Source organism: Burkholderia catarinensis, from assembly GCF_001883705.2.
GTDB classification, from domain to species: Bacteria; Pseudomonadota; Gammaproteobacteria; order Burkholderiales; family Burkholderiaceae; genus Burkholderia; species Burkholderia catarinensis.
Genome location: NZ_MDEQ02000026.1, coordinates 40121 through 64776, shown reverse-complemented (window position 1 = coordinate 64776; position 24656 = coordinate 40121). Strand labels below are relative to the sequence as shown.

The 24656-nt window shown below is 65.0% G+C and carries 20 protein-coding genes; 16 read left to right on the top strand and 4 right to left on the bottom strand.

Features of this window, described 5'->3' with window-relative positions; all coding sequences use genetic code 11:
• Positions 1–67 precede the first annotated feature (67 nt).
• From BFF94_RS30545 to BFF94_RS30480, 14 genes are all read left to right on the top strand, one after another.
• Positions 68–1558, top strand: coding sequence for an aldehyde dehydrogenase (locus BFF94_RS30545; protein ID WP_128844885.1), 1491 nt, complete (start codon positions 68–70; stop codon positions 1556–1558).
• An 18-nt stretch (positions 1559–1576) separates the two neighbouring features.
• The gene (locus BFF94_RS30540) at positions 1577–2539 is read left to right on the top strand and encodes a VOC family protein (protein ID WP_128844887.1); all 963 of its coding nucleotides are present in this window, start codon (positions 1577–1579) and stop codon (positions 2537–2539) included.
• On the top strand, positions 2536–3780 hold the full coding sequence (locus tag BFF94_RS30535; RefSeq protein ID WP_128844889.1) for an NAD(P)/FAD-dependent oxidoreductase: 1245 nt from the start codon (positions 2536–2538) through the stop codon (positions 3778–3780). The genes BFF94_RS30540 and BFF94_RS30535 overlap by 4 nt, the downstream gene beginning before the upstream one ends.
• A 27-nt stretch (positions 3781–3807) precedes the next feature.
• The gene (locus BFF94_RS30530) at positions 3808–5208 is read left to right on the top strand and encodes an MFS transporter (RefSeq protein ID WP_128844891.1); all 1401 of its coding nucleotides are present in this window, start codon (positions 3808–3810) and stop codon (positions 5206–5208) included.
• 602 nt (positions 5209–5810) lie between these two features.
• Positions 5811–6611, top strand: a complete 801-nt coding sequence (locus tag BFF94_RS30525; protein ID WP_128844893.1) for a potassium channel family protein — start codon at positions 5811–5813, stop codon at positions 6609–6611.
• Between the two features lie 17 nt (positions 6612–6628).
• Positions 6629–8356 carry a SulP family inorganic anion transporter gene (locus BFF94_RS30520; RefSeq protein ID WP_246637459.1) on the top strand — a complete coding sequence of 576 codons (1728 nt, stop codon included), beginning with the start codon at positions 6629–6631 and terminating at the stop codon, positions 8354–8356.
• A gap of 40 nt (positions 8357–8396) precedes the next feature.
• The gene (locus BFF94_RS30515) at positions 8397–9851 is read left to right on the top strand and encodes a DUF2252 domain-containing protein (RefSeq protein WP_128844898.1); all 1455 of its coding nucleotides are present in this window, start codon (positions 8397–8399) and stop codon (positions 9849–9851) included.
• A 452-nt stretch (positions 9852–10303) separates the two neighbouring features.
• The gene (locus tag BFF94_RS30510; RefSeq protein WP_128844900.1) at positions 10304–11107 is read left to right on the top strand and encodes an enoyl-CoA hydratase-related protein; all 804 of its coding nucleotides are present in this window, start codon (positions 10304–10306) and stop codon (positions 11105–11107) included.
• A 94-nt stretch (positions 11108–11201) separates the two neighbouring features.
• Positions 11202–12431: a CaiB/BaiF CoA transferase family protein gene (locus BFF94_RS30505; RefSeq protein ID WP_128844902.1), complete on the top strand. Its 1230-nt coding sequence runs from the start codon at positions 11202–11204 to the stop codon at positions 12429–12431.
• An 81-nt stretch (positions 12432–12512) separates the two neighbouring features.
• A complete protein-coding gene (locus BFF94_RS30500; protein ID WP_128844934.1) occupies positions 12513–13262 on the top strand; it encodes an acetoacetate decarboxylase in 750 nt (249 codons plus the stop codon).
• 21 nt (positions 13263–13283) lie between these two features.
• On the top strand, positions 13284–14486 hold the full coding sequence (locus tag BFF94_RS30495) for an acyl-CoA dehydrogenase family protein (RefSeq protein WP_128844904.1): 1203 nt from the start codon (positions 13284–13286) through the stop codon (positions 14484–14486).
• A 20-nt stretch (positions 14487–14506) separates the two neighbouring features.
• The gene (locus BFF94_RS30490; RefSeq protein WP_128844906.1) at positions 14507–15439 is read left to right on the top strand and encodes a 3-hydroxyacyl-CoA dehydrogenase NAD-binding domain-containing protein; all 933 of its coding nucleotides are present in this window, start codon (positions 14507–14509) and stop codon (positions 15437–15439) included.
• Between the two features lie 100 nt (positions 15440–15539).
• Positions 15540–17093 carry a phospholipase D family protein gene (locus tag BFF94_RS30485; RefSeq protein ID WP_128844908.1) on the top strand — a complete coding sequence of 518 codons (1554 nt, stop codon included), beginning with the start codon at positions 15540–15542 and terminating at the stop codon, positions 17091–17093.
• Positions 17094–17351: 258 nt separating this feature from the next.
• The gene (locus tag BFF94_RS30480; protein ID WP_128844910.1) at positions 17352–17903 is read left to right on the top strand and encodes a GNAT family N-acetyltransferase; all 552 of its coding nucleotides are present in this window, start codon (positions 17352–17354) and stop codon (positions 17901–17903) included.
• Positions 17904–17918: 15 nt separating this feature from the next.
• Here BFF94_RS30480 and BFF94_RS30475 read toward each other — a convergent pair whose 3' ends face one another.
• Positions 17919–18317, bottom strand: coding sequence for a RidA family protein (locus BFF94_RS30475; RefSeq protein ID WP_128844912.1), 399 nt, complete (start codon positions 18315–18317; stop codon positions 17919–17921).
• A gap of 95 nt (positions 18318–18412) precedes the next feature.
• Positions 18413–19339: an ADP-ribosylglycohydrolase family protein gene (locus tag BFF94_RS30470; protein WP_128844936.1), complete on the bottom strand. Its 927-nt coding sequence runs from the start codon at positions 19337–19339 to the stop codon at positions 18413–18415.
• A gap of 223 nt (positions 19340–19562) precedes the next feature.
• Here BFF94_RS30470 and BFF94_RS30465 point away from each other — a divergent pair, with 223 nt between their 5' ends.
• Positions 19563–19976, top strand: coding sequence for a PPC domain-containing DNA-binding protein (locus BFF94_RS30465; RefSeq protein ID WP_128844914.1), 414 nt, complete (start codon positions 19563–19565; stop codon positions 19974–19976).
• A gap of 83 nt (positions 19977–20059) precedes the next feature.
• Here the strand turns inward: BFF94_RS30465 and acnB are convergent, their stop codons facing one another.
• Entirely contained in the window at positions 20060–22645 is a 2586-nt protein-coding gene (acnB, locus tag BFF94_RS30460) for a bifunctional aconitate hydratase 2/2-methylisocitrate dehydratase (RefSeq protein ID WP_128844917.1), read from the bottom strand.
• A 436-nt stretch (positions 22646–23081) separates the two neighbouring features.
• Between acnB and BFF94_RS30455 the strand changes: the two genes are divergently transcribed.
• Positions 23082–23819 carry a BPL-N domain-containing protein gene (locus BFF94_RS30455; RefSeq protein WP_246637458.1) on the top strand — a complete coding sequence of 246 codons (738 nt, stop codon included), beginning with the start codon at positions 23082–23084 and terminating at the stop codon, positions 23817–23819.
• Positions 23820–23841: 22 nt separating this feature from the next.
• On the opposite strand, the gene BFF94_RS30450 is transcribed toward BFF94_RS30455, so the two are convergent.
• Positions 23842–24315 carry a nuclear transport factor 2 family protein gene (locus tag BFF94_RS30450; protein ID WP_128844918.1) on the bottom strand — a complete coding sequence of 158 codons (474 nt, stop codon included), beginning with the start codon at positions 24313–24315 and terminating at the stop codon, positions 23842–23844.
• Between the last annotated feature and the right edge of the window lie 341 nt (positions 24316–24656).

The following is a 24656-nucleotide window of genomic DNA, read 5'->3' as shown; positions in this document are numbered from 1 at the left end:
CCATGGAGCGCCCGCCCGCGCCACGGCGAGGGCGGGCGTGCATAGACAGATTTGTGGGACTTGTGACATGACTCCTTTCGATACGAGCCTCGTACCCGACGGCAACCTCCTGATCGGCGGCGAGTGGCGGCGCGGCCGTGGCGCGCCTTTCGCGAGCATCTATCCGGCCGACCAGTCGCTGAACCTGGAAGTGTCGACGGCGAACGCGGAAGACGCGGCCGAAGCCGTCGAGGCTGCCGACGCCGCATGGCGCCGCGCCGACTGGGCCGGGCTGAAGCCGCACCAGCGCGCGCAGGTGCTGTACCGCATCGCCGATCTGATCATGCAGCGCCACGAGGCGCTCGCGAACCTGCAGCGCCGCGACAACGGCAAGCCGATCGCCGAGACGCGCGTGCTGGTGGCCAGTGCCGCGAACACGTTCCGCTATTTCGCGGCATGCCTCGAAACGCTCGACGAGGAACTGACGCCGTCGCGCGGCGATTACCTGACGATGAGCGTGTACGAGCCGATCGGCGTGATCGCGGCGATCACGCCGTGGAATTCGCCGATCGCGTCCGACGCGCAGAAGCTCGCCCCGGCGCTCGCCGGCGGCAACTCGGTGGTGCTGAAGCCGGCCGAAGTCACGCCGCTCGTGTCGCTCGCGCTTGCTCGCATCTGCGAGGAGGCCGGCGTGCCGAAGGGCGTGCTGAGCGTGCTGCCGGGCAAGGGCTCGGTGATCGGCGACGTGCTCGTGCGTCATCCGCTGGTGAAGAAGGTGTCGTTCACGGGCGGCACCGAAGTGGGCCGCGGCATCGCACGCATCGCGGCCGAGAAGCTGATGCCCGTGTCGCTCGAACTCGGCGGCAAGTCGCCGACGATCGTGTGCGACGACGCCGATCTCGATCACGCGGTCAACGGCGTGCTGTACGGCATCTTCAGCTCGTCGGGCGAGGCCTGCATCGCGGGTTCGCGGCTGTTCGTGCAGCGGTCGGTGTACGACGAATTCATGAAGCGCCTGGTGGCCGGCGCACGCAAGCTGCGCGTGGGCGACCCGACGCGTCCCGACACGCAGATGGGGCCGCTGATCACCGCGAAGCACCGCGAATCGGTGGAGCGCTATGTCGCGCTCGGCCTCGAGGAAGGCGGCCGCCTGCTGTGCGGCGGCGAGCGGCCGTCGGGCGACGGGCGCGAGAACGGCTTCTTCTATCAGCCGACGATTCTCGAAGGCTTGCCGAACAGCGCGCGCATCTGCCAGGAAGAAATCTTCGGGCCCGTGCTGGTCGCGATGCCGTTCGACGATGAAGCGTCGTTGATCGCGCAGGCGAACGACAGCGTGTTCGGCCTCGCCGCCGGCATCTGGACGCGCGACTACAAGCGGGCGTGGCGCATCGCGCGCGCGCTCGAAACGGGCACCGTCTGGATCAACACGTACAAGCTGTTCTCGATCTCCACGCCGTTCTCCGGCTGGAAGGAGAGCGGGATGGGGCGCGAGAAGGGGCGTCTAGGCATCCGCGAATACATGCAGCAGAAGAGCCTCTACTGGGGCTTGAACGACGCGCCGCTGCCGTGGGCAAACTGAGCGAAGGGGAATGACGCAATGAGCATTTTGGGAATCGAGCAGATCACATACGGCGTCGACGATCTCGCGACCTGCCGGCGCTTTTTCGCCGACTGGGGGCTGACGGAAGTCGCGCACGACGACACGCGCGCGCGCTTCGAGACGATGAACGGCTGCACCGTGCTGGCCGTCAAGGCCGACGATCCGGCGCTGCCGCCCGCGTTCGAAGCGGGCCCGACGCTGCGTGAAGTCACGTGGGGCGTCGCGACGCAGCAGGAACTCGACGCGCTGCGCGCGAAGCTCGCCGGGCAGCCCGGTTATTACGAGCAGGACGATGCGATTGGCTGCATCGACCCGAACGGGATGGCGATCCGCATCGAAGTCACGCGCAAGCGCGCGCTCGACATCACGGGCTCGCCGTCGAACGTGTGGGGGAAGACGCTGCGCGTCGACCAGCCGAGCCCGGTCTATGCACGCGCGGAGCCGGTCGAGGTCGGGCATGTCGTGTTCTTCACGAACTGCCTCGACGAACAGGAAAAGTTCTATCACGAGCTGCTCGGCTTCGAGACGTCGGATCGCTACCCGGGCCGCGGCGCGTTCATGCGCTGCGCGCCGCATGGCGGCCACCACGACCTGTTCCTGCTCGCGCTGCCGAATGGCAAGCGCGGCCTGAACCACGTCGCGTTCACCGTGCGCGACATCCATGAAGTATTCGGCGGCGGCATGCACATCGACCGCTGCGGCTGGGAAACGCAACTCGGCCCGGGGCGTCACCCCGTGTCGTCCGCGTACTTCTGGTACTTCCAGAATCCGGCCGGCGCGCTGATCGAGTATTACGCGGATGAAGACGTGCTGACGCCCGAGTGGCAGCCGCGCGAATTCGAGCCGGGCCCGACCGTGTTCGCCGAATGGGCCATCGACGGCGGCCTCGACGGCAACACGCGCAGGCAGAAGAACGCGAAGGCGCCGGAAGGCAAGTTCATGACGGAGCGCAAATCATGACCGAAGCGAACACGCCCGAGCAGCCCGCGCCCGGCACGGTCGTCGTGATCGGCGGCGGGCAGGCCGCCGGCTGGGTGCTGAAGACGCTGCGCGCGGAAGGTTACGCAGGCCGTCTCGTGATGATCGCCGACGAGCCGCACCTGCCGTACGAGCGTCCGCCGCTGTCGAAGGCCGTGCTGGCCGGCGACGCCGATATCGAAACCGTGCGTGTCGTGCGTCCCGACGAGTTCGACGCGCTGAACGTCGAAGCGTGGCAACCGGAACGCGCGGAATCGATCGACCGCGCACGCCGCGTGGTGAAAACCGCCGGCGGCCGCGAGATCGCCTACGACCGGCTCGTGATCGCGACCGGCGGCACGTCGCGCCGCCTGCCGGACACACTCGTGAGGACACCGAACCTGCACTACCTGCGCACGCTCGACGAAGCGGCCGCGCTCGGCGAGAAGCTGCGCGCCAGCCGGCGCGTGCTCGTGGTCGGCGGCGGCTGGATCGGCCTGGAAGTCGCGGCGACCGCGCGCAAGCTCGGTGTCGACGCAGTCGTGGTCGAAGGCGCGCCGCGCCTGTGCGGCCGCTCGGTGCCGCAGATCGTGTCGGATTTCCTGCTCGACCTGCATCGCTCGAACGGCGTCGACGTGCGGCTCGGCGCGGCGCTCGCGTCGCTCGACGCGCAGCCCGGCGATGCATCGAAGGTGCGTGCGACGCTCGCCGACGGCACGACGATCGACGCCGATTTCGCGGTGGCCGGCATCGGCCTCGCGCTGAACGCGTCGCTCGCGAGCGACGCGGGGCTGGCCGTCGACGACGGCATCGTCGTCGACGAATTCGGCGCGACGAGCGACCCGGCGATCTTCGCGTGCGGCGACGTCGCGAACCATCACAACGGCTGGCTGAAGCGGCGCGTGCGGCTCGAATCGTGGGCCAATGCGCAGAATCAGGCGATCGCGGCCGCGAAGGCCGTGCTCGGCGTGCGCGCGCCGTACGCGGAGATTCCGTGGTTCTGGTCCGATCAGTACGACGTGAACCTGCAGATCCTTGGCGATCTGCCGGCCGATGCGAAGCTCGTCGTGCGCGGCGATCTCGCCGCGCGCCGTGCGACGCTGTTTTTCGTGGGCGAAGGGCATGTGAGAGGTGTCATCGCCGTCAACAACGCGCGTGAGCTGAAACTCGCGCGCAAGTGGATGAACCAGGGCCGGGCAGTGGATACGGAAGCCCTGGCAGACACGACCAAAGCGCTTGCCTGACCGGCGAAAGACCAGGAGACACCCCACATGAGCACTTTCGACAACGTCGTGGCCGGCCGCGCCACGATGGAAGCTGCCGCCTCTACGCCCGGCGCGATCATCGCGCGGCTCGAGCGGCTTCCGGCCAACTCGATGCAGATCCGCGCGCGCGTGCTGATCGGCACCGCGACGTTCTTCGACGGCTTCGACGTGATCACGATCGCGGCGACGCTGCCGCTGCTGATTCACAAATGGGGGCTGTCGCCGACGCAGATCGGCATGCTGATCGCATCCGGCGCGATCGGCCAGCTGATCGGCGCGTTCCTGTTTCCCGCGCTGGCCGAGAAGCACGGCCGCGTGAAAGCGATCGCGTGGAGCTCGGCCGTGATCGGCATCACGAGCATCGCGTGCGGCTTCGCGCCGACGTTCGAGATCTTCGTGCTGCTGCGGATCCTGCAGGGCCTGGGCCTCGGCGGCGAGCTGCCGGTCGCGGCGACGTACATCAACGAGATCACGCGCGCGCATGGTCGCGGCCGGTTCGTGCTGCTGTACGAGATCGTGTTTCCGATCGGCCTGCTCGTGTCGATGGCGCTCGGTGCATGGCTCGTGCCGCGCTTCGGCTGGGAAATCATGTACTTCGTCGGCGGGATGCCGCTGCTCCTGTCGTTCGTGCTCACGCGTCTCGTGCCCGAATCGCCGCGCTGGCTCGCGTCGCGCGGGCGGCTCGCGGAAGCCGGGCGCGCGGTTGGCGTGTTCGAAGCGTCGGTGCGCGGGGAACTGCCGCCGGTCACGCAGGCGGCCGCGTTCGACGAGATGGTGCGCCAGCATCCGAAGCGCAAGATGAGCGACCTGTTCAGCGCCGCGTATCGCAAGCGCACGCTCGCGGTGGCGACGTTGTGGGCGACCTGCGGGTTCATCCAGTACGGGCTGTCGACGTGGCTGCCGACGATCTACAAGAATTTCTATCACGCGCCGCTGCAGCTCGCGCTGAATCTCGCGGTGATCGGTTCGGTGATGGGCGTGCTCGGGTCGCTGGCCTCCGCGCTGCTCGTCGACAAGCTCGGCCGCAAGCCCGTGATCGTGTGGTCGTTCGTGCTATGCGCGCTGTCGCTGGCGTTGGCGGGCATCTATCACGCGTCGTCGGTGTATGTCGTCGCGATCTTCTGCTCGCTGTCGCTCGGGTTGATGGCGTCGGGGTTCATTACCGCGTACGTCTACACGCCGGAGCAGTACCCGACGAGCATCCGCGCGTCCGGCTGCGGGCTTGGCAGCGCATGGCTGAAGATCGCATCGTTCGCCGCGCCGATGATCGTGCCGCACGCGATCATCGGCGGCAACCTCGCGCCGGCGTTCTACCTGATCGGCATCGTGCCGCTGATCGCGGCGCTGACCGTCCACTTCGTCGGGATCGAGACGAAGGGGAAGGTGCTGGAGGCGCTCGAGGCGTAAGCGCATTCCGCAGCGGCGGATGAAGTGAAGGGAAGGGCCCGGGCGATATCCTCCGGGCCTTTTTATTTGGTTCATCGCGGATTTCCGGGGGGAACGCCGGGGAGGAACGTCGGCGTTCGTCCACGAAGCGCCATTCGGCCGCCGGTTCGCTCGAACAGTCGAACGACGGCTACGCCCGACAAACGGCCATTCGATGAAGCTTTTCGCCCGCTAGATTCTTCGATCTGTTCAAGACCTATCGACGCGACACCGACGTCGGCCGCTGCTTATTTATACGGAGATCGCGAACACCCTTTCCATTGCAATTGGAAAGGGCGACGCTGCGCAGCAAAGAAGAGCGTCGGCGCGGTTTTGACGGCACCTGCAGTGTCTTCCTTAGTATTTAAACAGCTAACGACTTGTCTGATGCGTGGCGATCCCTGCAAGCGCCTCCCTATCGCATCCGATCTGTATGACATTCGGAGATATGCCCGCGCACGTCCCCGTTCACCGGGGCATAAGTAGGGAGCCTGACTATTGACTGCGGGCGCGAAGGGGAGGACCGTATCGGCTTGGCTTTGGGTTCGCTGTTGTCTCGATCAGACCAAGAACGCGAGGTAACCATGTGGATCTTCCGTGTCGATGAGCCTCGTCTCGGGGTCATCCGGATACGAGAATGGCGCCGCCGCGCGCGCCATACGATCGGTCTGCTCGTCTTGCTGCTGGTCGCCGCCGCTACCGGGTTGATCTTTCTCGATCGGTCCAGCGCCTCCTTTCCCGACAAAATGTTTACGGCCCTCTGGGACGGCGTGAATCTCGTCACGACGATTGGCTCCTTTACCGAATTCAATCAGCCTCAGAAGATTTTCATGCTGGTGGCGATGTTCGCAACGCTGCTGATCGGCGGCTTTGCGGTGTCGAGGCTCACCGGCATGCTGTCGGGTGACGATGTGATGGTCTATCGGGAGAACAGGGTCATGGAACGCAAGCTCGAACAACTCACCGATCACGTCGTGGTGGTCGGGTTCCATTCGCTCGGCGAATTGGTCGCCAACCGATTGCGCGATGCGGGAGAGACGGTGCTCGTCGTCGTTGGCGACGTGCTCCAGGCCGACCGCGCGGCGGATCGCGGCCACATGGTCGTGCAAGGCTCGCCCGGCGCGTTCGACGACGTGCTCAAGCATGCGCGGCTAGACAGCGCCAAGGCGATGGTCGTGACGACGCCCGACGGCAACAACAATCTGGCAATCACGTTGCTCGCCCATACGCTGAACGCGTCGCTTGCGATTGCCGTACCCGGCGAGAATCCGCTGAGAAAGGGGCTGCTCGAAATCGCCGGGGCAACCGACGTGGTCGTCGCGGACGAGATCATCGCGAATGCGCTGGTCACCAAGCTAGCCATTCCGATGGAGGCAGCATCATGAAACCAGCGGCTCCGACAGTGTCCCCCCTGCATCGCCTGCCCTTTCTGAAGGGGCTGTTACCCATCAATCCGTCGAACCTGCCGCACGACATCATCGCCGGGATCACGCTGGCGGCGCTCGGCATCCCCGAGGTGATGGGCTACACGAAGATTTCCGGCACGCCCACCGTCACCGGCCTCTATACGATCCTGCTGCCGCTGATCGCGTTTGCGATCCTTGGCGCATCGCGCCAGCTCGTGGTTGCGGCCGATTCCGCGACCGCCGCGATCCTGGCAGGTACGCTGACGACCGTTGCGGCATTGGGCACGCCGGAATATATCGGCCTGACGAGCACAGTCGCGCTGACAGTTGCCGTGATGCTCGTGATTGCGCGCATCTTCCGTCTGGGGTTTCTCGCCGACTTCCTGTCGCGCAGCGCACTGATCGGCTTCCTGACGGGCGTCGGCGTGCAGGTCGCCGCCGGCGAGCTGGCCGGGCTGATCGGGCTCGCGAAGCAGGGGCATGGCCCGTTGCTGCAGATCGCGTCCGTGCTCCAGCGCGTCGGCGATGCGAATGTTCCGACCACGGTACTGTCGATCAGCGTGCTCGCGGTGATCGTCGGCTGCAAGTTCCTGGCGCCGCGCGCACCCGGGGCGTTGATCGCCGTGATCGGTTCCATCGTGTTGAGCGCCGTGTTCAATTTCGCCGAGCACGGCATTGGGGTCACGGGCGAAGTGCCCGGCGGGCTTCCATCGCTGTTCCTGCCGCCGTTGCACATGCACGAGATCAACCAGGTGCTGGCGACAGCCGCATCGTGCTTCGTCGTGATCATCGCGCAGAGCGCGGCAACGGCGCGTGCGTATGCGAACCGCTATAACGAGCAGGGCGACGACAATGCCGACATCGTCGGCCTCGCGGCCGCGAATGCAGCTGCCGCGTTCACGGGCACCTTCGTCGTGAACGGCAGTCCGACCAAGACCGAGATGGTCGACGATGCGGGTGGCCGCAGCCAGGCGGCCCATCTGACGACGGCCGTCATCGTGCTGATCGTGCTGCTGTTCCTCACCAAGCCGCTCAGCCTGCTGCCGGCGGCCGTGCTTTCGGCGATCGTCTTCATGATCGGTGTGAAGCTGATCGACGTGAATGGCATGCGCGAACTTTTCCGGATGCAGCGGGACGAATTCGTCGTCGCGTTGATCACGGCGTTCGTGGTGGTGTTCGTCGACGTGATGCACGGCATTGTCGCGGCCATCGTGCTGTCGCTGATCGCGCACGCGCGCAACAGCTATCACCTGCGTACACGTGTGCTGGCGCGCGCTCCCTCTGGCCGCTGGATCGCGCATCCCGTCGCACCGAACGTGCTCGCGGCGCCCGGCATCGTCGTGTACCGGTTCGAAGCGGACCTGTTCTATGCGAACGCCGGCCGCTTCACGGCGGAAGTGCTCAAGCTCGTCAACGAGGCGAGCCCGCCGCTGCGCTGGTTGGTAATCGACGCGTCGGAGATCAACAACATCGACTACACGGCAGGCAAGACGCTGATCCAGTTGGGCGCGGAGCTCGACGAGCGCGGCGTGGGCGTCGCCGCGGTCGCGCTGCCGACGGGCGTGCGGAAAGAGATCGAGCGGTACAAGGCGCTGCGCGCGCATGGCGCGCATCGCGAGATCTTTCCGACGGTCGATGCCGCGATCGACGCACTGCGCGATCTGTCGCCGCCCACCGCGGGCACTCCGTCGGGCGCCAAACCGGAATCCGGCAAAGCGGAGTGAAGCGAGGCCGCTTCGACGATAAATGAACCGGGAGTGACACGTGCCTGAATCCGCAGACGCGAAGCGCAACGAAGCCGCTTCGCAACATACCGATCCGCAGACGCTGGCGGCGCAACAAGACCCGTCCACGCTGTTTGCCGGGCGCGGCTCGCTGGCGGCGCGTATCGAGCAGGGCAAGGCGGCGCGCAAGGCCATGCCGCGCGCGCAGCTGGCCAAATGCACGATCGACGATCGCGATCCGATCGCGCTGCTCGACGCGTCCAACGTGGGCCGCGTGGCGGAGCTGATCCCCATTCGCTATGGGCGCATGGTCGCGAATCCGTTCGCGTTCTATCGCGGCGCCGCGCCGCTGATGGCGTATGACCTGTCGAAGCTGCCGCATTCCGACGTGACCGTGCAGTTGGGCGGCGATGCGCATCTGGCGAATTTCGGGCTGTTCGCAAGCCCGGAGCGGTGCGTGCTGTTCGGGCCCAACGATTTCGACGAAACGCTGCCGGGCCCGTTCGACTGGGATCTGCGCAGGCTGGCCGCGTCGTTCGTGATTGCGGCGCGCGAACGCGGCTTCGCGACATCCGGCCAGCGCGGTGTGGTGCGCCGGCTGTGCGAGACGTTCCGGCAGCGGATCGCCGATTTCAGCCGCATGGACACGCTCGACATCTGGTACTACCAGTTCAAGTCGGCGAGCATGCTGGCGATTGCCGATTCGCTGACCGAAAGGAAGAAGGAGCAGGCGGTCATCACGAAGGCCATGCAGCAGTCGTCGCGTTCCGTGATGATGCATGCGACCGAGCTCGTCAACGGCAAGATCCGCATCAAGGATGCGCCGCCGCTCGTGTATCACGTGCCGCTGGAGAGCCCGCACGACCAGAAGCAGTATGACGCGCTGGTGCGGCGCTTCTTCGCGGACTATCGTTTGACGCTTCCTGACGACAGGCGCGCGCTGTTCGATCGCTATGAACTGGTGGATGCCGCGATTCGCGTCGTGGGTGTCGGGTCGGTGGGGACGCGCTGCTACGAGGCGTTGTTCATGGCGGACGGGCAGTGTCCGCTGTTCCTGCAGCTCAAGGAAGCGCGTGCTTCCGTGCTGGAAAGCTATCTGCCGCGGAGCCGCTATCCGAATCATGGCCAGCGCGTGGTGAACGGGCAGCGCCTGCTGCAGTCGGCCAGCGACATTTTTCTCGGGTGGTCGAAGATGCGCCACACGGGCAACGACTTTTATGTTAGGCAGTTGCGCGACATGAAGGGCGCATTCGACTTCGCCACCTTCGATGTTGAAGATCTCGGCGAATATGCGGTTTCGTGCGCACATGCGCTGGCTCATTCGATGGCGAAAGCAGGCGATCCCGCGGTGCTCAGCGGATATGTGGGTAAGTCGGACGAATTCGACGACGCGATCGTGCGATTCGCGCTCGCTTACGCGGAACAAAATGAGGCGGACTGGACGGCTTTGAAAGCAGCGCTCAAAGCTGGACGTATCCAGGTCATTCGTGAATGAGACTCGAGCGCCGTTCACCGACTGGCATTAACGCCAGCGAACGAGCGCGCGTCTACCTGCGCATCCAGAGATGTGGGTGGGATCGGCCGTGATCATTCTTCCGCTGTCGGCCATCACCGATCGCGCGTCCGCGCGAATCGACGGACGCTCAAACGACCGTTTCAGGGCGAACGTCGGAGAAGGGCCGGATCCGTCCTCATGCGTCAGTTGCAAGCGGCCGCTCGCTGCCCGGCCGCATCAGGCGTACTGAAATGTTCGTTGGCCGCGTCGCCGCGCGAGTGGCAGCCGTACATCAGGAATACGAAACTTTGGAATTTTCCCACCGCTCCTCTATAAATCACTGGAGGCAAGGATGGTGCGGGAATGTGTGCATGGTGAGTGGCCGGAAATTGTCCTGACGATCGTGAAGGTATCGTGCGCGATTTGTAAGTTTCGTGCGGAGTGTTCAACTCATGAAACAGACATTTACCTCGGAGTCGTTCGAAACGATTGTCTATGAAAGGAAAGACGCGGTCGCGTTCGTCACGCTGAACCGTCCCAAAGTCCTCAACGCCCTGAACCACAAGGCCATCGGCGAGCTGACGGTGGCGTTTGAAAGCGCCCGCGACGACCCCGATGTGCGCGGCGTCATCATCACGGGTTCAGGCGACCGCGCCTTCATTGCGGGCGCGGACATCAGCGAACTGGCTGCCGCGACGCCCGTCGAGGCGGAGCAGCAGGCACGCGCTGGACAGGCCCTGCTCAATCTCGTCGAGAACCTCGGCAAGCCGGTCATCGCAGCGGTGAACGGTCTCGCGCTCGGCGGCGGATGCGAGACCGCGCTGGCCTGCACGATTCGCCTGGCGAGTCCTGCCGCCAGGTTCGGACAACCCGAGATCAAGCTTGGCCTCATTCCCGGCTTCGGTGGCACGCAGCGCCTCGCGCGCCTCGTCGGCAAGGGCGTGGCCCTTCAACTCATCCTCACCGGCGAGATGATCTCGGCCGATGATGCGCTGCGCATCGGCCTCGTCAACGAGATCGTGGAGCCGGCCAACCTCATCGGTCGCGCCGAAGCGATCCTCGCGCAGATCGACGCCAATGCGCCACTCGCGGTGGGCCACGCGATCACGGCGGTGAATCGCGGCCTTGACGGCTCGCTGGCAGAGGGGCTGGCCCTGGAAGCGGCGCTGTTTGGCCTGTGCGCCGCCACCGAAGACAAGGCCGAAGGCACGAAAGCCTTCCTGGAAAAACGACCGCCGAAGTTCAAAGGCCGCTGACGATCGGTCTTGCGATACGCACACCGTCTCTGCCGGCGCACAACCCGCGTTTGAACCGGGAGACCGACGGCGCCAACCTTCAGGAGATCGCGCGATGACAGTTGGCAATCACATTTTTTCCGGTCTGAAGGTGCTCGACCTTGCGAGCTACATTGCCGGCCCCGCCGCGACGACGATCCTCGCCGACTTTGGCGCCGACGTGATCAAGGTCGAACCGCCGGGCACAGGAGACGTCTACCGCTACTTCTCGGCGATGCCGCCGAACCCGACGAGCGACGTCAATTACGCGTGGCAACTGACGAACCGCAACAAGCGCAGCATCGCGCTCGACCTGAAATCCGCGGACGCAAAGGAGGTGCTGCATCGGCTCGTGCGCTGGGCCGACGTGGTCGTCGTCAATTTTCCGCCGCGCGTGAAGGCATCGCTCGGCTGCACCTACGAGGCGCTCTCGCCGCTGAACGAGAGGCTCGTCTATGCCGACATCACCGGATACGGCTCCGAAGGTCCGGAAGCCGACACGCCCGGCTTCGACGTCACGGCCTATTGGGCGCGCTCGGGCCTGATGGAGGTCACGCACGACGCCGGCAGCCCGCCGACGCTGCCGATTCCGGGCATCGGCGATCACGCGACGGCCACGACGCTTTACGCGGCGATCGTGACGGCGCTCTATGTGCGCGCCACGACCGGCAAGGGCAGCCATGTGTCGACGTCGTTGATTGCCAACGGCATTTGGGCAGCGGCAGCGTGGGTCGAAGGCGGTTTGAACGGTGGGCACTTCTTTGCTCAGCACGATCGCAAGTCGCCACCCAACGCGCTGCTCAACCCTTACCAGACCTCCGACAATCGCTGGATTCTGCTCGTCGCCGCGCAGCGCAAGGACTGGCCCGGTTTCTGCAAGGCGATCGGCAAGCCTGAACTGCTCGACGATCCGCGCTTCACCGACGACAAGCGCATCGCCAACGCCGCGCAGCTCGTCGAGATTCTCGACCCGATGTTCGCCAGCCAGCCGCTTGCGTACTGGAAGCAGGTGCTCGATGCCGGCCGCGTGATTTTCGGTGTCGTCCAGGTGGCCAAGGAGATCATCAACGATCCGCAACTGTCGGCCAACGGGATCGTCGTGCCGCTCGAACTGCCGGGCGGGATGGAAACCCGCACCGTCAGCAGCCCCATCCAGGTGCTCGGGGCGCCGAAGGTCAAGCCCACGGCGGCGCCTCAACTCGGCGAACACGGCACGCAGATCCTGAAGGAGTTGGGGTTCGACGATGCCGAGATCGCGCGCCTGAATGAGGGCGGTGCGGTCGCACGTTTCGAGGGGGCATCGTAAGCCGGGCCGTCTCGTTGACTATTGACTGAACCCACCTCCGTGCGGCGTGCGCCACGCCGCACGGCATCCCGGGAGCCTTCCATGACTGAAGACGAAGTGCGTGCATCGGCCTACGCGATGCCGTTGACGAGCCCCGCTTATCCCAAACCGCCGTTCCGTTTCGTCAATCGGGAATTCGTGATCATCACCTATCGCACCGATCCGGAGGCGCTGGCACGGGTTGTGCCGGCACCGCTCAGGCCGACCGAGCCGGTCGTCAAGTACGAATTCATCAACATGCCCGACTCGAGCGGGCTGGGCTCGTATACCGAATCCGGCCAGGTGATTCCCGTGACGTTCAACGGCCTGGCTGGCGGGTTCACGCATGCGATGTACCTCGATAGCGAGGCGGGCATTGCGTCCGGCCGCGAATTGCTGGGCTTCCCCAAGGTGCTGGCGCAACCGAAACTCGAGGTGCGCAATGACGCGTTCGTCGGCACCCTCGACTATAACGGCGTGCGCGTTGCAACCGCGACGATGGCCTACAAGTATGCCGAACTCGATCTTGCCGCGGTCGCAAAATCGCTCGAGGTGCCCGGGTTTTTGCTCAAGATCCTGCCCAATGTCGACGGCACCGCGCGAGTCTGCGAGCTCGTCCAATACCACGTCGAGGATCTGACGGTGAAGGGGGCATGGACAGGGCCCGCTTCCCTCGAACTGCATCCGCACTGCTTCGCGCCCGTCGCAAAGCTTCCCGTGCTCGAGGTGCTGTCAGCGGTCCACATCCTGACAGACCTGTCGCTCGGCAAGGCCGAAGTCGTCTACGACTACCTTGCCAAGACGTCGTCCTAATTGATCTGAGCGAGACATGCCATGTCAGAGACCAAGCCCCCCCACGCGCTGCCCGCGCCCGATAGCGACTTCTACATGATCCATCAGATCTTGAGCGACGACGAACAGGCGCTCCTCAAGAAGGTACGAAGATTCATGGAAGGGACGGTGGCCCCCGTCATCAACCAATACTGGGCCGAGGACCGATTCCCGTTCGAACTGATTCCCGGCATTCGCGATCTGAACATCGTGGGCGTCGGTTTCGACGGCTATGGCTGCCCGGGAGGCAGCACGCTGCTCGACGGCTTCATTGCGATGGAACTCGCGCGCGTCGACGCGTCGATCGCGACGTTCTACGGCGTACACAGCGGCCTCGCGATGGGTTCGATCTACCTGGGCGGCTCGGAAGAGCAGAAGCAGCGGTGGCTGCCACAGATGGCGCGCCTGGAGAAGGTCGGCTGCTTTGGCCTGACCGAGCCGCTCGTCGGCTCCGGCGCCGGCGGCGGGCTCCTGACGACCGCAAAGCGCGAAGGCGATACCTGGGTGCTCAACGGCCAGAAGCGCTGGATCGGCAATTCGCCCTGGTGTGACCTCTCCATCATCTGGGCCCGCGACGTCGACGACAATCAGGTGAAGGGCTTTGTCGTCGAAAACAAGACGACGCCGGGATTTTCGGTCGAGAAGATCGAGCGCAAGGTTGCGCTGCGCGTCGTGCAAAACGGCGTCATCACGCTCGAGAACTGCCGCGTGCCGGAAGAGAACCGCTTGCAGGGCGACCAGAGCTTCCGCGACACGGGCCGCGTGCTGCGCCTGACCCGCCAGTACGTCGCATGGGAATCCGTCGGCTGCAGCATGGGCGCCTACGAGAACGCGCTCAAATATGCGCAGACCCGCGAGCAATTCGGCAAGCCGATCGCGTCGTTCCAGATGGTCCAGGACCTGCTCGCGAAGATGCTCGGCAACATCACCGCGTCGCAATGCATGGTCGTGCGCCTCGCGCAATTGCAGGACCAGGGCAAGCTCAAGGACGAGCACGCTTCGCTCGCGAAGGCGTTCTGCACGATCCGGATGCGCGAGACGGTCGGCTGGGCCCGCGAGGTATTGGGCGGCAATGGCATCGTGCTCGACTACAACGTCGCCCGCTTCATGGCGGACTCGGAAGCGCTCTATTCCTATGAAGGCACGCGCGAGATGAATTCGCTGATTGTCGGCAAGGCGGTCAGCGGTTTCAGCGCGTTCGTTTAGTTTGCCGGAGATCAACTGCCATGACCAAGCCAATCAAGCGCATCACCATCATCGGAACCGGAGTCATCGGCGCGAGCTGGGCTGCGCTGTTTCTTGCCAAGGGTCTGGACGTCGTCGCGACCGACATCGCCCCCGACGCGAAGAAAAAGCTCGATGATTTCATCGCGGCCGCCTGGCCGGCGCTGGAGCAACTGGGTCTCGCGCCGGGCGCATTGCCTTCGAAGCTTCAATTCTCGGACAACCTCGATGCAGCCGTCGCCGGCAGCGATCTGATTCAGGAAAACGGCCCCGAGCGGATCGACTTCAAGAAGGATCTCTATCGTCGTCTCGATGAGGCGCTGGCGCCGGAGGTGATCATCGCATCGAGTTCGTCGGGCCTGACGATGAGCGAGATTCAATCCGCCTGCCCGAACCATCCCGAACGATGCGTGATCGGCCACCCGTTCAACCCGCCGCACCTGATTCCGCTCGTCGAGATTGTAGGCGGCGCTAAAACCTCGGAAGACACCATTCAACGCGTCGGCGCGTTTTATCGCGGCCTCGGAAAGCGGACGATTCGGTTGCACAAGGAGGTTCCGGGCCACGTCGCCAATCGCCTTCAGGCGGCCCTCTTTCGTGAAGTCGTGCATCTCATCGCAGAGGGTGTCGTCAGCGTTGGCGACGCCGATGCCGCCGTCTCGTGGGGCCCTGGCTTGCGTTGGGGAATCATGGGGCCGAGTCTTCTGTATCACCTCGGCGGCGGCCAGGGCGGTATCGAGCATTTCTTCGAACAGTTCACCGGTCCGCTGACGGCGTGGTGGCATGTGCTCGGAACGCCGGAACTCACTCCGGAGGTGCGTGCGACCATCATCAAGGGCGTACATGAGGAGGTGCAATCGCGCTCGCTGCAGGAGCTCGCAACCTATCGCGACGAGGTTCTGATGGGGCTGCTTCGGTTGCGGGACAAGGAGTGATGCCGACGCTTCAGCAACGGAAGGAACAAGGTTCTGCGTAGCGGCATGCTGCACCACGGCGTTAGCCTGATCTCGTTCGACGTCTCGACGGAGTATGGACATGAAATGGCTTCGGAGTCTCGTCGCAAGCGTGCTTGTTTTCGTGCTGGCCGCGTGCGCCAGTCTGCCGCCGCAGACCATCCCGCCGCAGACTTTCTCGCTTCCAGACACTGAATCCACACGTCTCAGCGCGATCTTCGCGCAAGACGAGCAGAGCCATCCGGACAACAGCGCGTTTCACCTGCTGCAGGACCCCGTCGACGCGATCGTGGCGCGCATCGTGCTGGCCGAAACGGCCGACCGCTCGCTCGACCTGCAGTACTACATCTGGCACGACGACCTGACGGGTCGCGAACTGGCGGCAGCGTTGCTCAAAGCCGCAGACCGGGGAGTACGCGTTCGTGTTCTGCTCGACGACCTGGGCACGAACGCAGACGACCAGGTGTTGCTCGCACTCAGCTCGCACCCGAACCTGAAGATACGGCTATTCAACCCGGTCGCGAGCCGCCGCTTCAAGTCACTCGGATCGCTTCTGGAATTCTCGCGGGTCGATCGGCGCATGCACAACAAGGCGATGATTGCGGACAACGAAGCCGCCATTCTTGGCGGGCGCAATATCGGCGACGAATACTTCGGCGCCTCGAGGGAGGTCGCCATGGGGGATCTGGATGTTCTGGTGCACGGTCCGATTGTCCGGAATGTCTCCGGCGCCTTCGACAAGTTCTGGAATTCAGAATCGACCTATTCGATCGAACAGTTGACGGGACATCCGGCGGATCCGTCCGGGTTGTCCGACTACCGCACGAAACTGGACGAATACGTCAAAGCGGAGCATGACTCGCCCTACGTCTTGCAAGCCAGAGAGCGGCTGGACAAGATACTGGAAGCGGGTGACGCCGACTTTTCATGGGGACAGGCCACGCTCCTGTACGACGACCCGTCCAAGGTCACACGCGACCCGAACGACCCGAAGGGTCACCTCATGACGCGGTTCGCGGCCCTGAACCTCAAGCCCACACACGAGATGCTCATTATCTCGCCCTATTTCGTACCGGGGAAAGCGGGTGTTGCCTGGATAAGCGATTTGACTGCTCACGGGGTACGCGTGACGGTGTTGACCAACTCGCTGGCGGCAACCGATGTTGTCGCGGTCAATGCCGGATATCAACACTACCGCGAAGCGCTCCTCAAGGCGGGCGTGCACCTCTATGAGCTGAAGCCGGTTGGCTCGACGCACGTCAAAGCACAACGAAAGATTTTCGGTTCTTCAAAGGCCTCGTTACATGCGAAAACGTATGTGTTCGACCGACAAAGCGTTTTCATTGGCTCGATGAATCTCGACCCTCGCTCACGCAACCTCAACACGGAGATTGGCGTGCTGTGCGACAGTCCGGCGATTGCCGGCCAGGTGATCGATGACGTCAAGCCGCACTTGGACGCGATTGCCTGGCGAGTTGAGCAACGCACGGATGCGAATGGCAAGAGCCGGATCGTCTGGGTCGACACCGCCGAGAACGGAACGGTGACTGAGCTTGACTCGGAGCCACATGTTTCTTTCATGCGGCGTACAAGCATCTGGTTCCTGGGCCTGCTGCCGATCGAATCGCAGCTATGAGCGCGGTCGCGCGCTGATCGCCGCCCAGGAATGAGGGCCTGCGTGATGCCGTCAATGCTCACGTTAGCGGAGAGCTCGTGACCGAATCATGTGACCGCGCGAACGGCCGTCCTTCCTTTGAAAGACGGAAATCCATGAAGAACCTTTTTGTTTTGGGGCGATTCGGTTGTTTCGTATCGGGCGACGCAAACGCGCGCAATTGTTGAACCATGACTTGCGTGTTCTAATTCACGATCCCGCTTTCGTCAGGCCGTCGCCATGCCCCTGTTCGAACCCGTCACGCTGAACACCTCCCGTCTCGTCCTGCGACCGCTTCGCGAAGCCGACACGCAGGCTTTCTTCGAAATCTGGTCGGATGCGCAAGCGATGCGCTATTTCTCGTTTGCGCCGATGACGCACATCGAACAGGCAATGGAGCGGGTCGCGCGCAATCTGAAGACGTCCGCGAGCGGGCAGGATCTGATCTGCGTGCTCGAACTGCGGGAAACCGGCGACGCGCTCGGCGAATGCGCGCTGTTCCATGCGAACGAGCAATGCCGGCGTGCCGAGATCGGCTTCAGCCTGCGGCGCAAGTACTGGGGCGGCGGATACATGCACGAAGCCGCGTCGGCCGTGATCGACCATGCATTCGGCACGCTGCGGCTGAACCGGATCGAGGCCGATATCGATCCGCGCAACGAGGCGTCGGCGCGGCTGCTCGAACGGCTGGGTTTCGCGCGGGAAGGGCTGCTGCGCGAGCGCTGGATCGTCGGCGGCGAAGTGTCGGACAGCGCGCTGTACGGGCTGCTGGCGAGCGATCGTCGCGCGTGACGCAGCGGAGTCGGATTACTTCGCAGCAGGAACGATCGCGAACGCGTCCACTTCAACCAGCACGTCGGGGCGGAACAACGAAGCCACGCCGACGAGCGCGCTTGCGGGCGGGCAGGCGGTATTGACCCATCGGTCTCGCACCTCGCGAATCTGCGGCAACAGGCTCGGATCGAAGTCGCGGACGTAGATCGTCAGTCGCGCGACGGACTCGAAGCCGACACAGGCGGCGCGCAGCGTTTCGGCAATGTTGCGGAACACCTGGTCGAGTTGCGCCGCGTGATCGGCGCCGACCACGGCGCCTTTGGCGTCGAACGGAACATGCCCGGACAAATACAGCGGTTGGCCGCCTTCCACGAGTATTGCCTGCGAAATGCCGGGAATCCCGGCGCCGGGGGGATTGATTGCGCGCAGCATGCGATGCTCCTCTCAGGGTGATGCGGTTGTTCGGGGCGGCCGGGTTCGACCCGCCGCGTTCGATTCAAGGGTTGGCCAGCGATGACGCGATGCACTCACGGTTTCGCGAGCCAGCCCTCGACCTGTTCTTTCCCGCGTAGCGCCGCGACCCACCGGGCGGGCAACGCGTGCTCGCCGTACAGTGCGCCGGCGAGGCTGCCGGCGATTGCCGCCGTCGTATCCGTGTCGTTGCCGAGCGCGATCGCGCGCTTCACGCAGTCTTCGTAGCAGACCGTCGACAGCAGGCAATGGATCGACGACCAGAAGCTGTCGACCACGTAACCGGACCCTTGCGGCGCATCGAAGCGGCCGTCGAGCACGATCTTCAGTTCGATCTCGTCGGCCGTGCCCGCGTAGCGCGCCAGCAGTTCGTCTTCGGCTGCGCGCACCGCGTCGGGCGCCGGCTGGCCTTCGACGATGCCCAATGCCGTCAGTCCATAGAGCGCACAGCACAGCTGCGAGCGCACGTGGCCGTGCGTGACGACGCTCTGCTTGCACGCGAGCCGGATCGCTTCGTCGTGCGATGCGGCGACCATCACCACCGGAAAGCAGCGCATCAACGAACCGTTGCCGTTGTCGCGTTCGCTACCGGGGCCGGCAACGGCTGGCGCCGCGCCGGCTGCCAGCGCGTGGAACGCACGTTGCGTCTGCAGGCCGACGTCGAACACACGGCCGTCCGGTGTGAAGGCGCCGCGATGAAACCAGTCCTGCAGGTTGCGGGCGAACGTGTCGAGATTCAGGTCGCGGTCGTCCGACAGCGCATCGAGCAGCGCGAGCGCCTGCGCGCCGTCGTCGCTCCAGGTGCCCGGCGGCACGCCGTCGTGTGCGCGCGCAAAGCCGGGCGGCGGCGTCATGTCGATCGCGGCGGGCGGCGGGATCGACGCAGCGTCGTGGAATTCGTACGGCACGCCTAGCGCGTCGCCGATCAGCAGGCCCAGCAGGCCGCCGCGCAGGCGGGATCGTCGGTTCGGAATGGCAGTCATCGGACAGGGATCGGGTTGGCGGCTCGCGCCGCAGAATACCGTGCAGACTAGACCAATCGCCTGCGCGTGCCTAGTCGATGCAGTGCCTGCAGTGCCGCCGGTGCGGTCGAATTCGAGTGCCTGCGGCTCGATCTCTGACCGGCCGATCGACCGGCGGGCTTGCCGGATTGCCGGCACAAAACTACCCTTTGTCGAAATCCCGGCCCTGAACAGGATCACGACCATGCAAGCCCACCCTCTGCGTCTATCCCCCGGCGACGATCTGCGCGGCTCCATCGAGCACGCATTGCGTCAGCACGAATCGCACGCGGCCTTCGTGATCCAGGGCATCGGCAGCCTGAGCGTCGCGCAGCTGCGTTTCGCCGGCGCGGACCTGCCGACCGAACTGCGCGGCGACCTCGAGATCCTGACGCTGGCCGGCTCGGTATCGCCGGACGGCGCGCACCTGCATATGTCCGTCTCGGATGCAGACGGCCGCGTGACGGGCGGCCATGTGGCGAGCGGCTGCGTGGTGCGCACGACCGCCGAGATCTTGCTCGCGCTGCTGCCCGCGCATCGCTTCTCGCGCGAGCCCGACGCGGGCACCGGCTTCAACGAGCTGGTGATCCGCCGCGAGCCGGGCGGAGACGCCGCATAAAAAATGGCGCCGCAAGCATTCAGCCTGCGACGCCATTGCGTGGCGCTGCGACGGCAACTACCCGCCGCAGCCCGATCGCGTGCTTACATCTGCACGGTGTCGGCCACTTCCTTGAAGTCTTCGATCTGGTCGAAGTTCATGTACTTGTAGATCTGGTCGCCGTTGGCGTTGAGCACGCCCATGTCGGCCATATACTCGTCCTTGGTCGGGATCTTGCCCAGGCGCGAGCAGATCGCCGCCAGTTCCGCCGAGCCGAGGTACACGTTCGTGTTCTTGCCCAGGCGGTTCGGGAAGTTGCGGGTCGACGTCGACATGACCGTCGCGCCTTCGCGCACCTGCGCCTGGTTGCCCATGCACAGCGAGCAGCCCGGCATTTCGGTACGCGCACCGGCCGTGCCGAACACGCCGTAGTGACCTTCTTCGGTCAGTTGCTTCTGGTCCATCTTGGTCGGCGGCGCGACCCACAGCTTGACCGGGATGTCGCGCTTGCCTTCCAGCAGCTTCGACGCCGCACGGAAGTGGCCGATGTTGGTCATGCACGAGCCGATGAACACTTCGTCGATTTTCGCACCGGCGACGTCGGACAGCGTCTTCACGTCGTCCGGGTCGTTCGGGCACGCGACGATCGGCTCGTGGATGTCGGCGAGGTCGATCTCGATGACGGCCGCGTAGTCGGCGTCGGCATCCGGCGACAGCAGTTGCGGGTCGGCCAGCCACTGCTCCATCGCCGCGATACGGCGCTGCAGGCTGCGCGGATCCTGGTAGCCCTGCGCGATCATCCACTTCAACAGCGTGACGTTGCTGTTCAGGTATTCGATGATCGGTTCCTTGTTCAGGTGCACTGAGCAACCGGCGGCCGAACGCTCGGCGGATGCATCCGACAGCTCGAACGCTTGCTCGACCTTCAGGTCGGGCAGGCCTTCGATTTCGAGAATGCGGCCCGAGAAGATGTTCTTCTTGCCTTGCTTGGCGACCGTCAGCATGCCTTGCTTGATCGCGTACAGCGGAATCGCGTTGACGAGGTCACGCAGCGTGACGCCCGGCTGCATCTTGCCCTTGAAGCGGACCAGCACCGATTCCGGCATGTCCAGCGGCATCGTGCCGGTGGCGGCCGCGAAGGCGACCAGGCCCGAGCCAGCCGGGAAGCTGATGCCGATCGGGAAGCGCGTGTGCGAATCGCCGCCGGTGCCGACGGTGTCGGGCAGCAGCATGCGGTTCAGCCACGAGTGGATCACGCCGTCGCCCGGGCGCAGCGCGATGCCGCCGCGCGTGCTGATGAAGTTCGGCAGCGTCTGGTGCGTCTTCACGTCCACCGGCTTCGGATAAGCGGCGGTGTGGCAGAACGACTGCATCACGAGGTCGGCCGAGAAGCCGAGGCACGCGAGGTCCTTCAGTTCGTCGCGGGTCATCGGGCCCGTGGTGTCCTGCGAGCCGACCGAGGTCATCTTCGGTTCGCAGTACGTGCCCGGGCGGACGCCCTGGCCTTCCGGCAAACCGCATGCGCGGCCGACCATCTTCTGCGCGAGCGAGAAGCCCTTGCCGCTGTCGGCCGGCTGGTGCGGCAGGCGGAACAGCGTCGACGGGGCGAGGCCCAGCGCTTCGCGTGCCTTCGCGGTCAGGCCGCGGCCGATGATCAGCGGAATGCGGCCGCCGGCGCGCACTTCGTCGAACAGCACGTCGGACTTGACCTGGAATTCGGCGATCACTTCGCCGTTCTTCAGTGCCTTGCCGTCATACGGGCGCAGTTCGACCGCGTCGCCCATTTCCATCTGCGACACGTCGAGTTCGATCGGCAGCGCGCCGGCGTCTTCCATCGTGTTGTAGAAGATCGGGGCGATCTTGCCGCCGAGGCACACGCCGCCGAAGCGCTTGTTCGGAACGAACGGGATGTCTTCGCCGGTGAACCACAGCACCGAGTTGGTGGCCGACTTGCGCGAGGAGCCGGTGCCGACCACGTCGCCCACGTATGCGACCAGGTGGCCCTTTTCCTTCAGCGATTCGATGAACTTGACCGGGCCGCGCTTGCCGTCTTCTTCCGGCGTGATGCCCGGGCGCGCGTTCTTCAGCATCGCCAGCGCGTGCAGCGGGATGTCCGGGCGGGTGGTGGCGTCCGGAGCCGGCGACAGGTCGTCGGTGTTGGTTTCGCCCGTCACCTTGAAGACGGTGACGGTCAGGCTTTGCGGCACTTCCGGACGGCTCGTGAACCATTCGGCGTCGGCCCAGCTTTGCAGCACGGCCTTCGCGTGCGCGTTGCCCTTGTCGGCGAGTTCCTTCACGTCATGGAACTGGTCGAACATCAGCAGGGTTTTCTTCAGCGCGTCGGCGGCGACGGCCGCGACTGCGTCGTCGGACAGCAGCTCGATCAGCGGCTGGATGTTGTAGCCGCCCAGCATCGTGCCGAGGAGCTCGGTGGCGCGCTCGCGCGAGATCAGCGCGCAGGCGGTCTCGCCCTTGGCCACGGCGGCCAGGAAGCCGGCCTTCACGCGGGCGGCTTCGTCGACGCCGGCGGGCACGCGATGGGTGATCAGGTCGACCAGCGTCTGCTCTTCGCCGGCAGGCGGGTTCGTCAGCAGTTCCACCAGTTCGGCGGTCTGTTGAGCCGTCAGCGGCAGGGGAGGAATACCGAGCGCGGCGCGGGCGGCCACGTGAGCACGAAAGTTTTCAAGCATGGGGAGACCTGCTGATATTGCGTTTGAGGGGAAGGCCTTGCCGGCACTCCGGGGCTGTTCCAGGCACTGCTTTGAGCGGGATTCTAATCTCAATGCACTGTAACGTCAAATGTCTTATGTCTTATATAAGAGTTGAGATGCAAGACACAGGGGATCGCGGTGGCAATGGGGCGTCGGCCTTGTCGGGCCTGGTGTGGAGGGCGGCTTCCGGGCACCGATTCCGGTTGCCGGCGCTACACATATCTGCACAAGCACGCAAGAAAACGGTACACATGCGGCGCTTCCGCGCGCCTACGCTCCATTTCAGGATGCTTGCAATCAGGTTTCTGGAAGGAGGGGCGAGCCTCGACACGTGCCGGTCGATTCGTCCCGAGCGGCAGCGATGCCTTTGAATCGGTCGGGCAAGAACATGCGATCCAGGGATTCGATTTTTTTGATGATGTCGCTCGTCGCGTCGTCGGTCGTTCAGGCGGCCACGACCGGCGACGAAACGCGTGGCGCGGCCAGCCGGCCCGTCGCGCTGGTCTATCGCGGCCCTGCCGCGTGCGACGGCTGCCCCGAGGCGATTGCCGGGCGCCTGCGGGAATCGGACTACCGGTTCCGGGTGATCTATGTCGGGCCGGCGGAAAAGCTCGGGATCACGCCCGCGGCGCTGGCCGGTGCCGCGTTATATGTGCAGCCCGGCGGCGGGCAGGACATCCCCGGCGCGGCAGCCGGCATCGGGAAGCATTCGATCGAGGCCGTGCGGCAATATGTATCGAACGGCGGGCGATACCTGGGCCTCTGCATGGGCGCGTATCTGGCAGGCGAGCAGGGTTTCGGGCTGGTCGCCGGCGAGATCGACTCCGAGGTCGGGCGGCCGGGCTCGACGATTCACGGTATCGCGGACACGGTGACGCCGGTCGTATGGCGCGGGGAAAAGCGCTGGATCTATTTCCAGGACGGCGCGATGCTCCCGGCCGCTCCGGCCGGCTCCGGCGGTGTCGTGCTGGCGACCTATCCGAACCGCGATATCGCGGCCGCGACGTACCGCTACGGCAAAGGGCGCGTCGGGCTCGCCGGCCCGCATCCCGAGGCCGACGCAAGCTGGTATCGCCAGTACCGCCTCAAGAATCCGGACGGCATCCTGCCGGACATGGCCTACGACCTGATCAACGCGACGATGCAGCCATAGCGGCGCGTGTCCCGCCCGTGCGCTATTTCCGCCGGGCTCGATACGCGTCGAGATTCTTCCGTGCCTGCGCGCGGATCGCGCGTTGCATGAAAGGCGTCCAGCCGAGCAGCGCGCCTTTGAGCCCAAGCGCCTGACGCGCCCAGCGCCACAGGTCGAAACTGTCGCGATGCTCGACGATGAGCCCGTCGCGGAACCGGAATCGCGCGTCGATCCGGTTGACCACCATCCGGCCGGTCGCGGTGAACCGGTAGTGCGCGATCCACTCCGCGCGCCCGGCTTGTTCGTCCGCAGCGACTTCGCCGAACGTCAATGAAAACTCCTGCGCACGCGCTACCAGCATGCGCCACATGTCGCGTGCGAGCTCGCCGCGCAGTTCGCCGAACGCGGGATCGCCGAAGACGACGTCGTCGGCATAGCAGGCGAGCATCGCGTCGATGTCGCGCTGCTGGAAGGCCGTGTAGAAGCGCTGGATCAACTCGGTGTTCGGATGGCTCATCTCTGGATTGGCTGTCGTTGTAGATGAAGCGGAGTCTCGACGCGGAGGCCGGAGGCGCCGGGCAAGCCACTGTAGCGGAAATCCGGTGCTCGACCGCCCGTTTCATGCGGCATTTGAACAGGCGCCGCGCGAAGCGAGCGACAGCGGCGCGCGCGACGCGGGCGCCGACAAGCCGCTGTGCCCGATTCCGCCTTCGGTGCAAGGCGATGCCCGCGACGAGTATTCGAACCATGGCCCGGCCACTGTTCGTGCGAGATCGTGGGCGACATGCCGGCTCATGTCGGCGGCAAAGTGCTGCATAGGCTGCTTGATCGACTGGTTTGGCCGGTGCGGCAAGGATG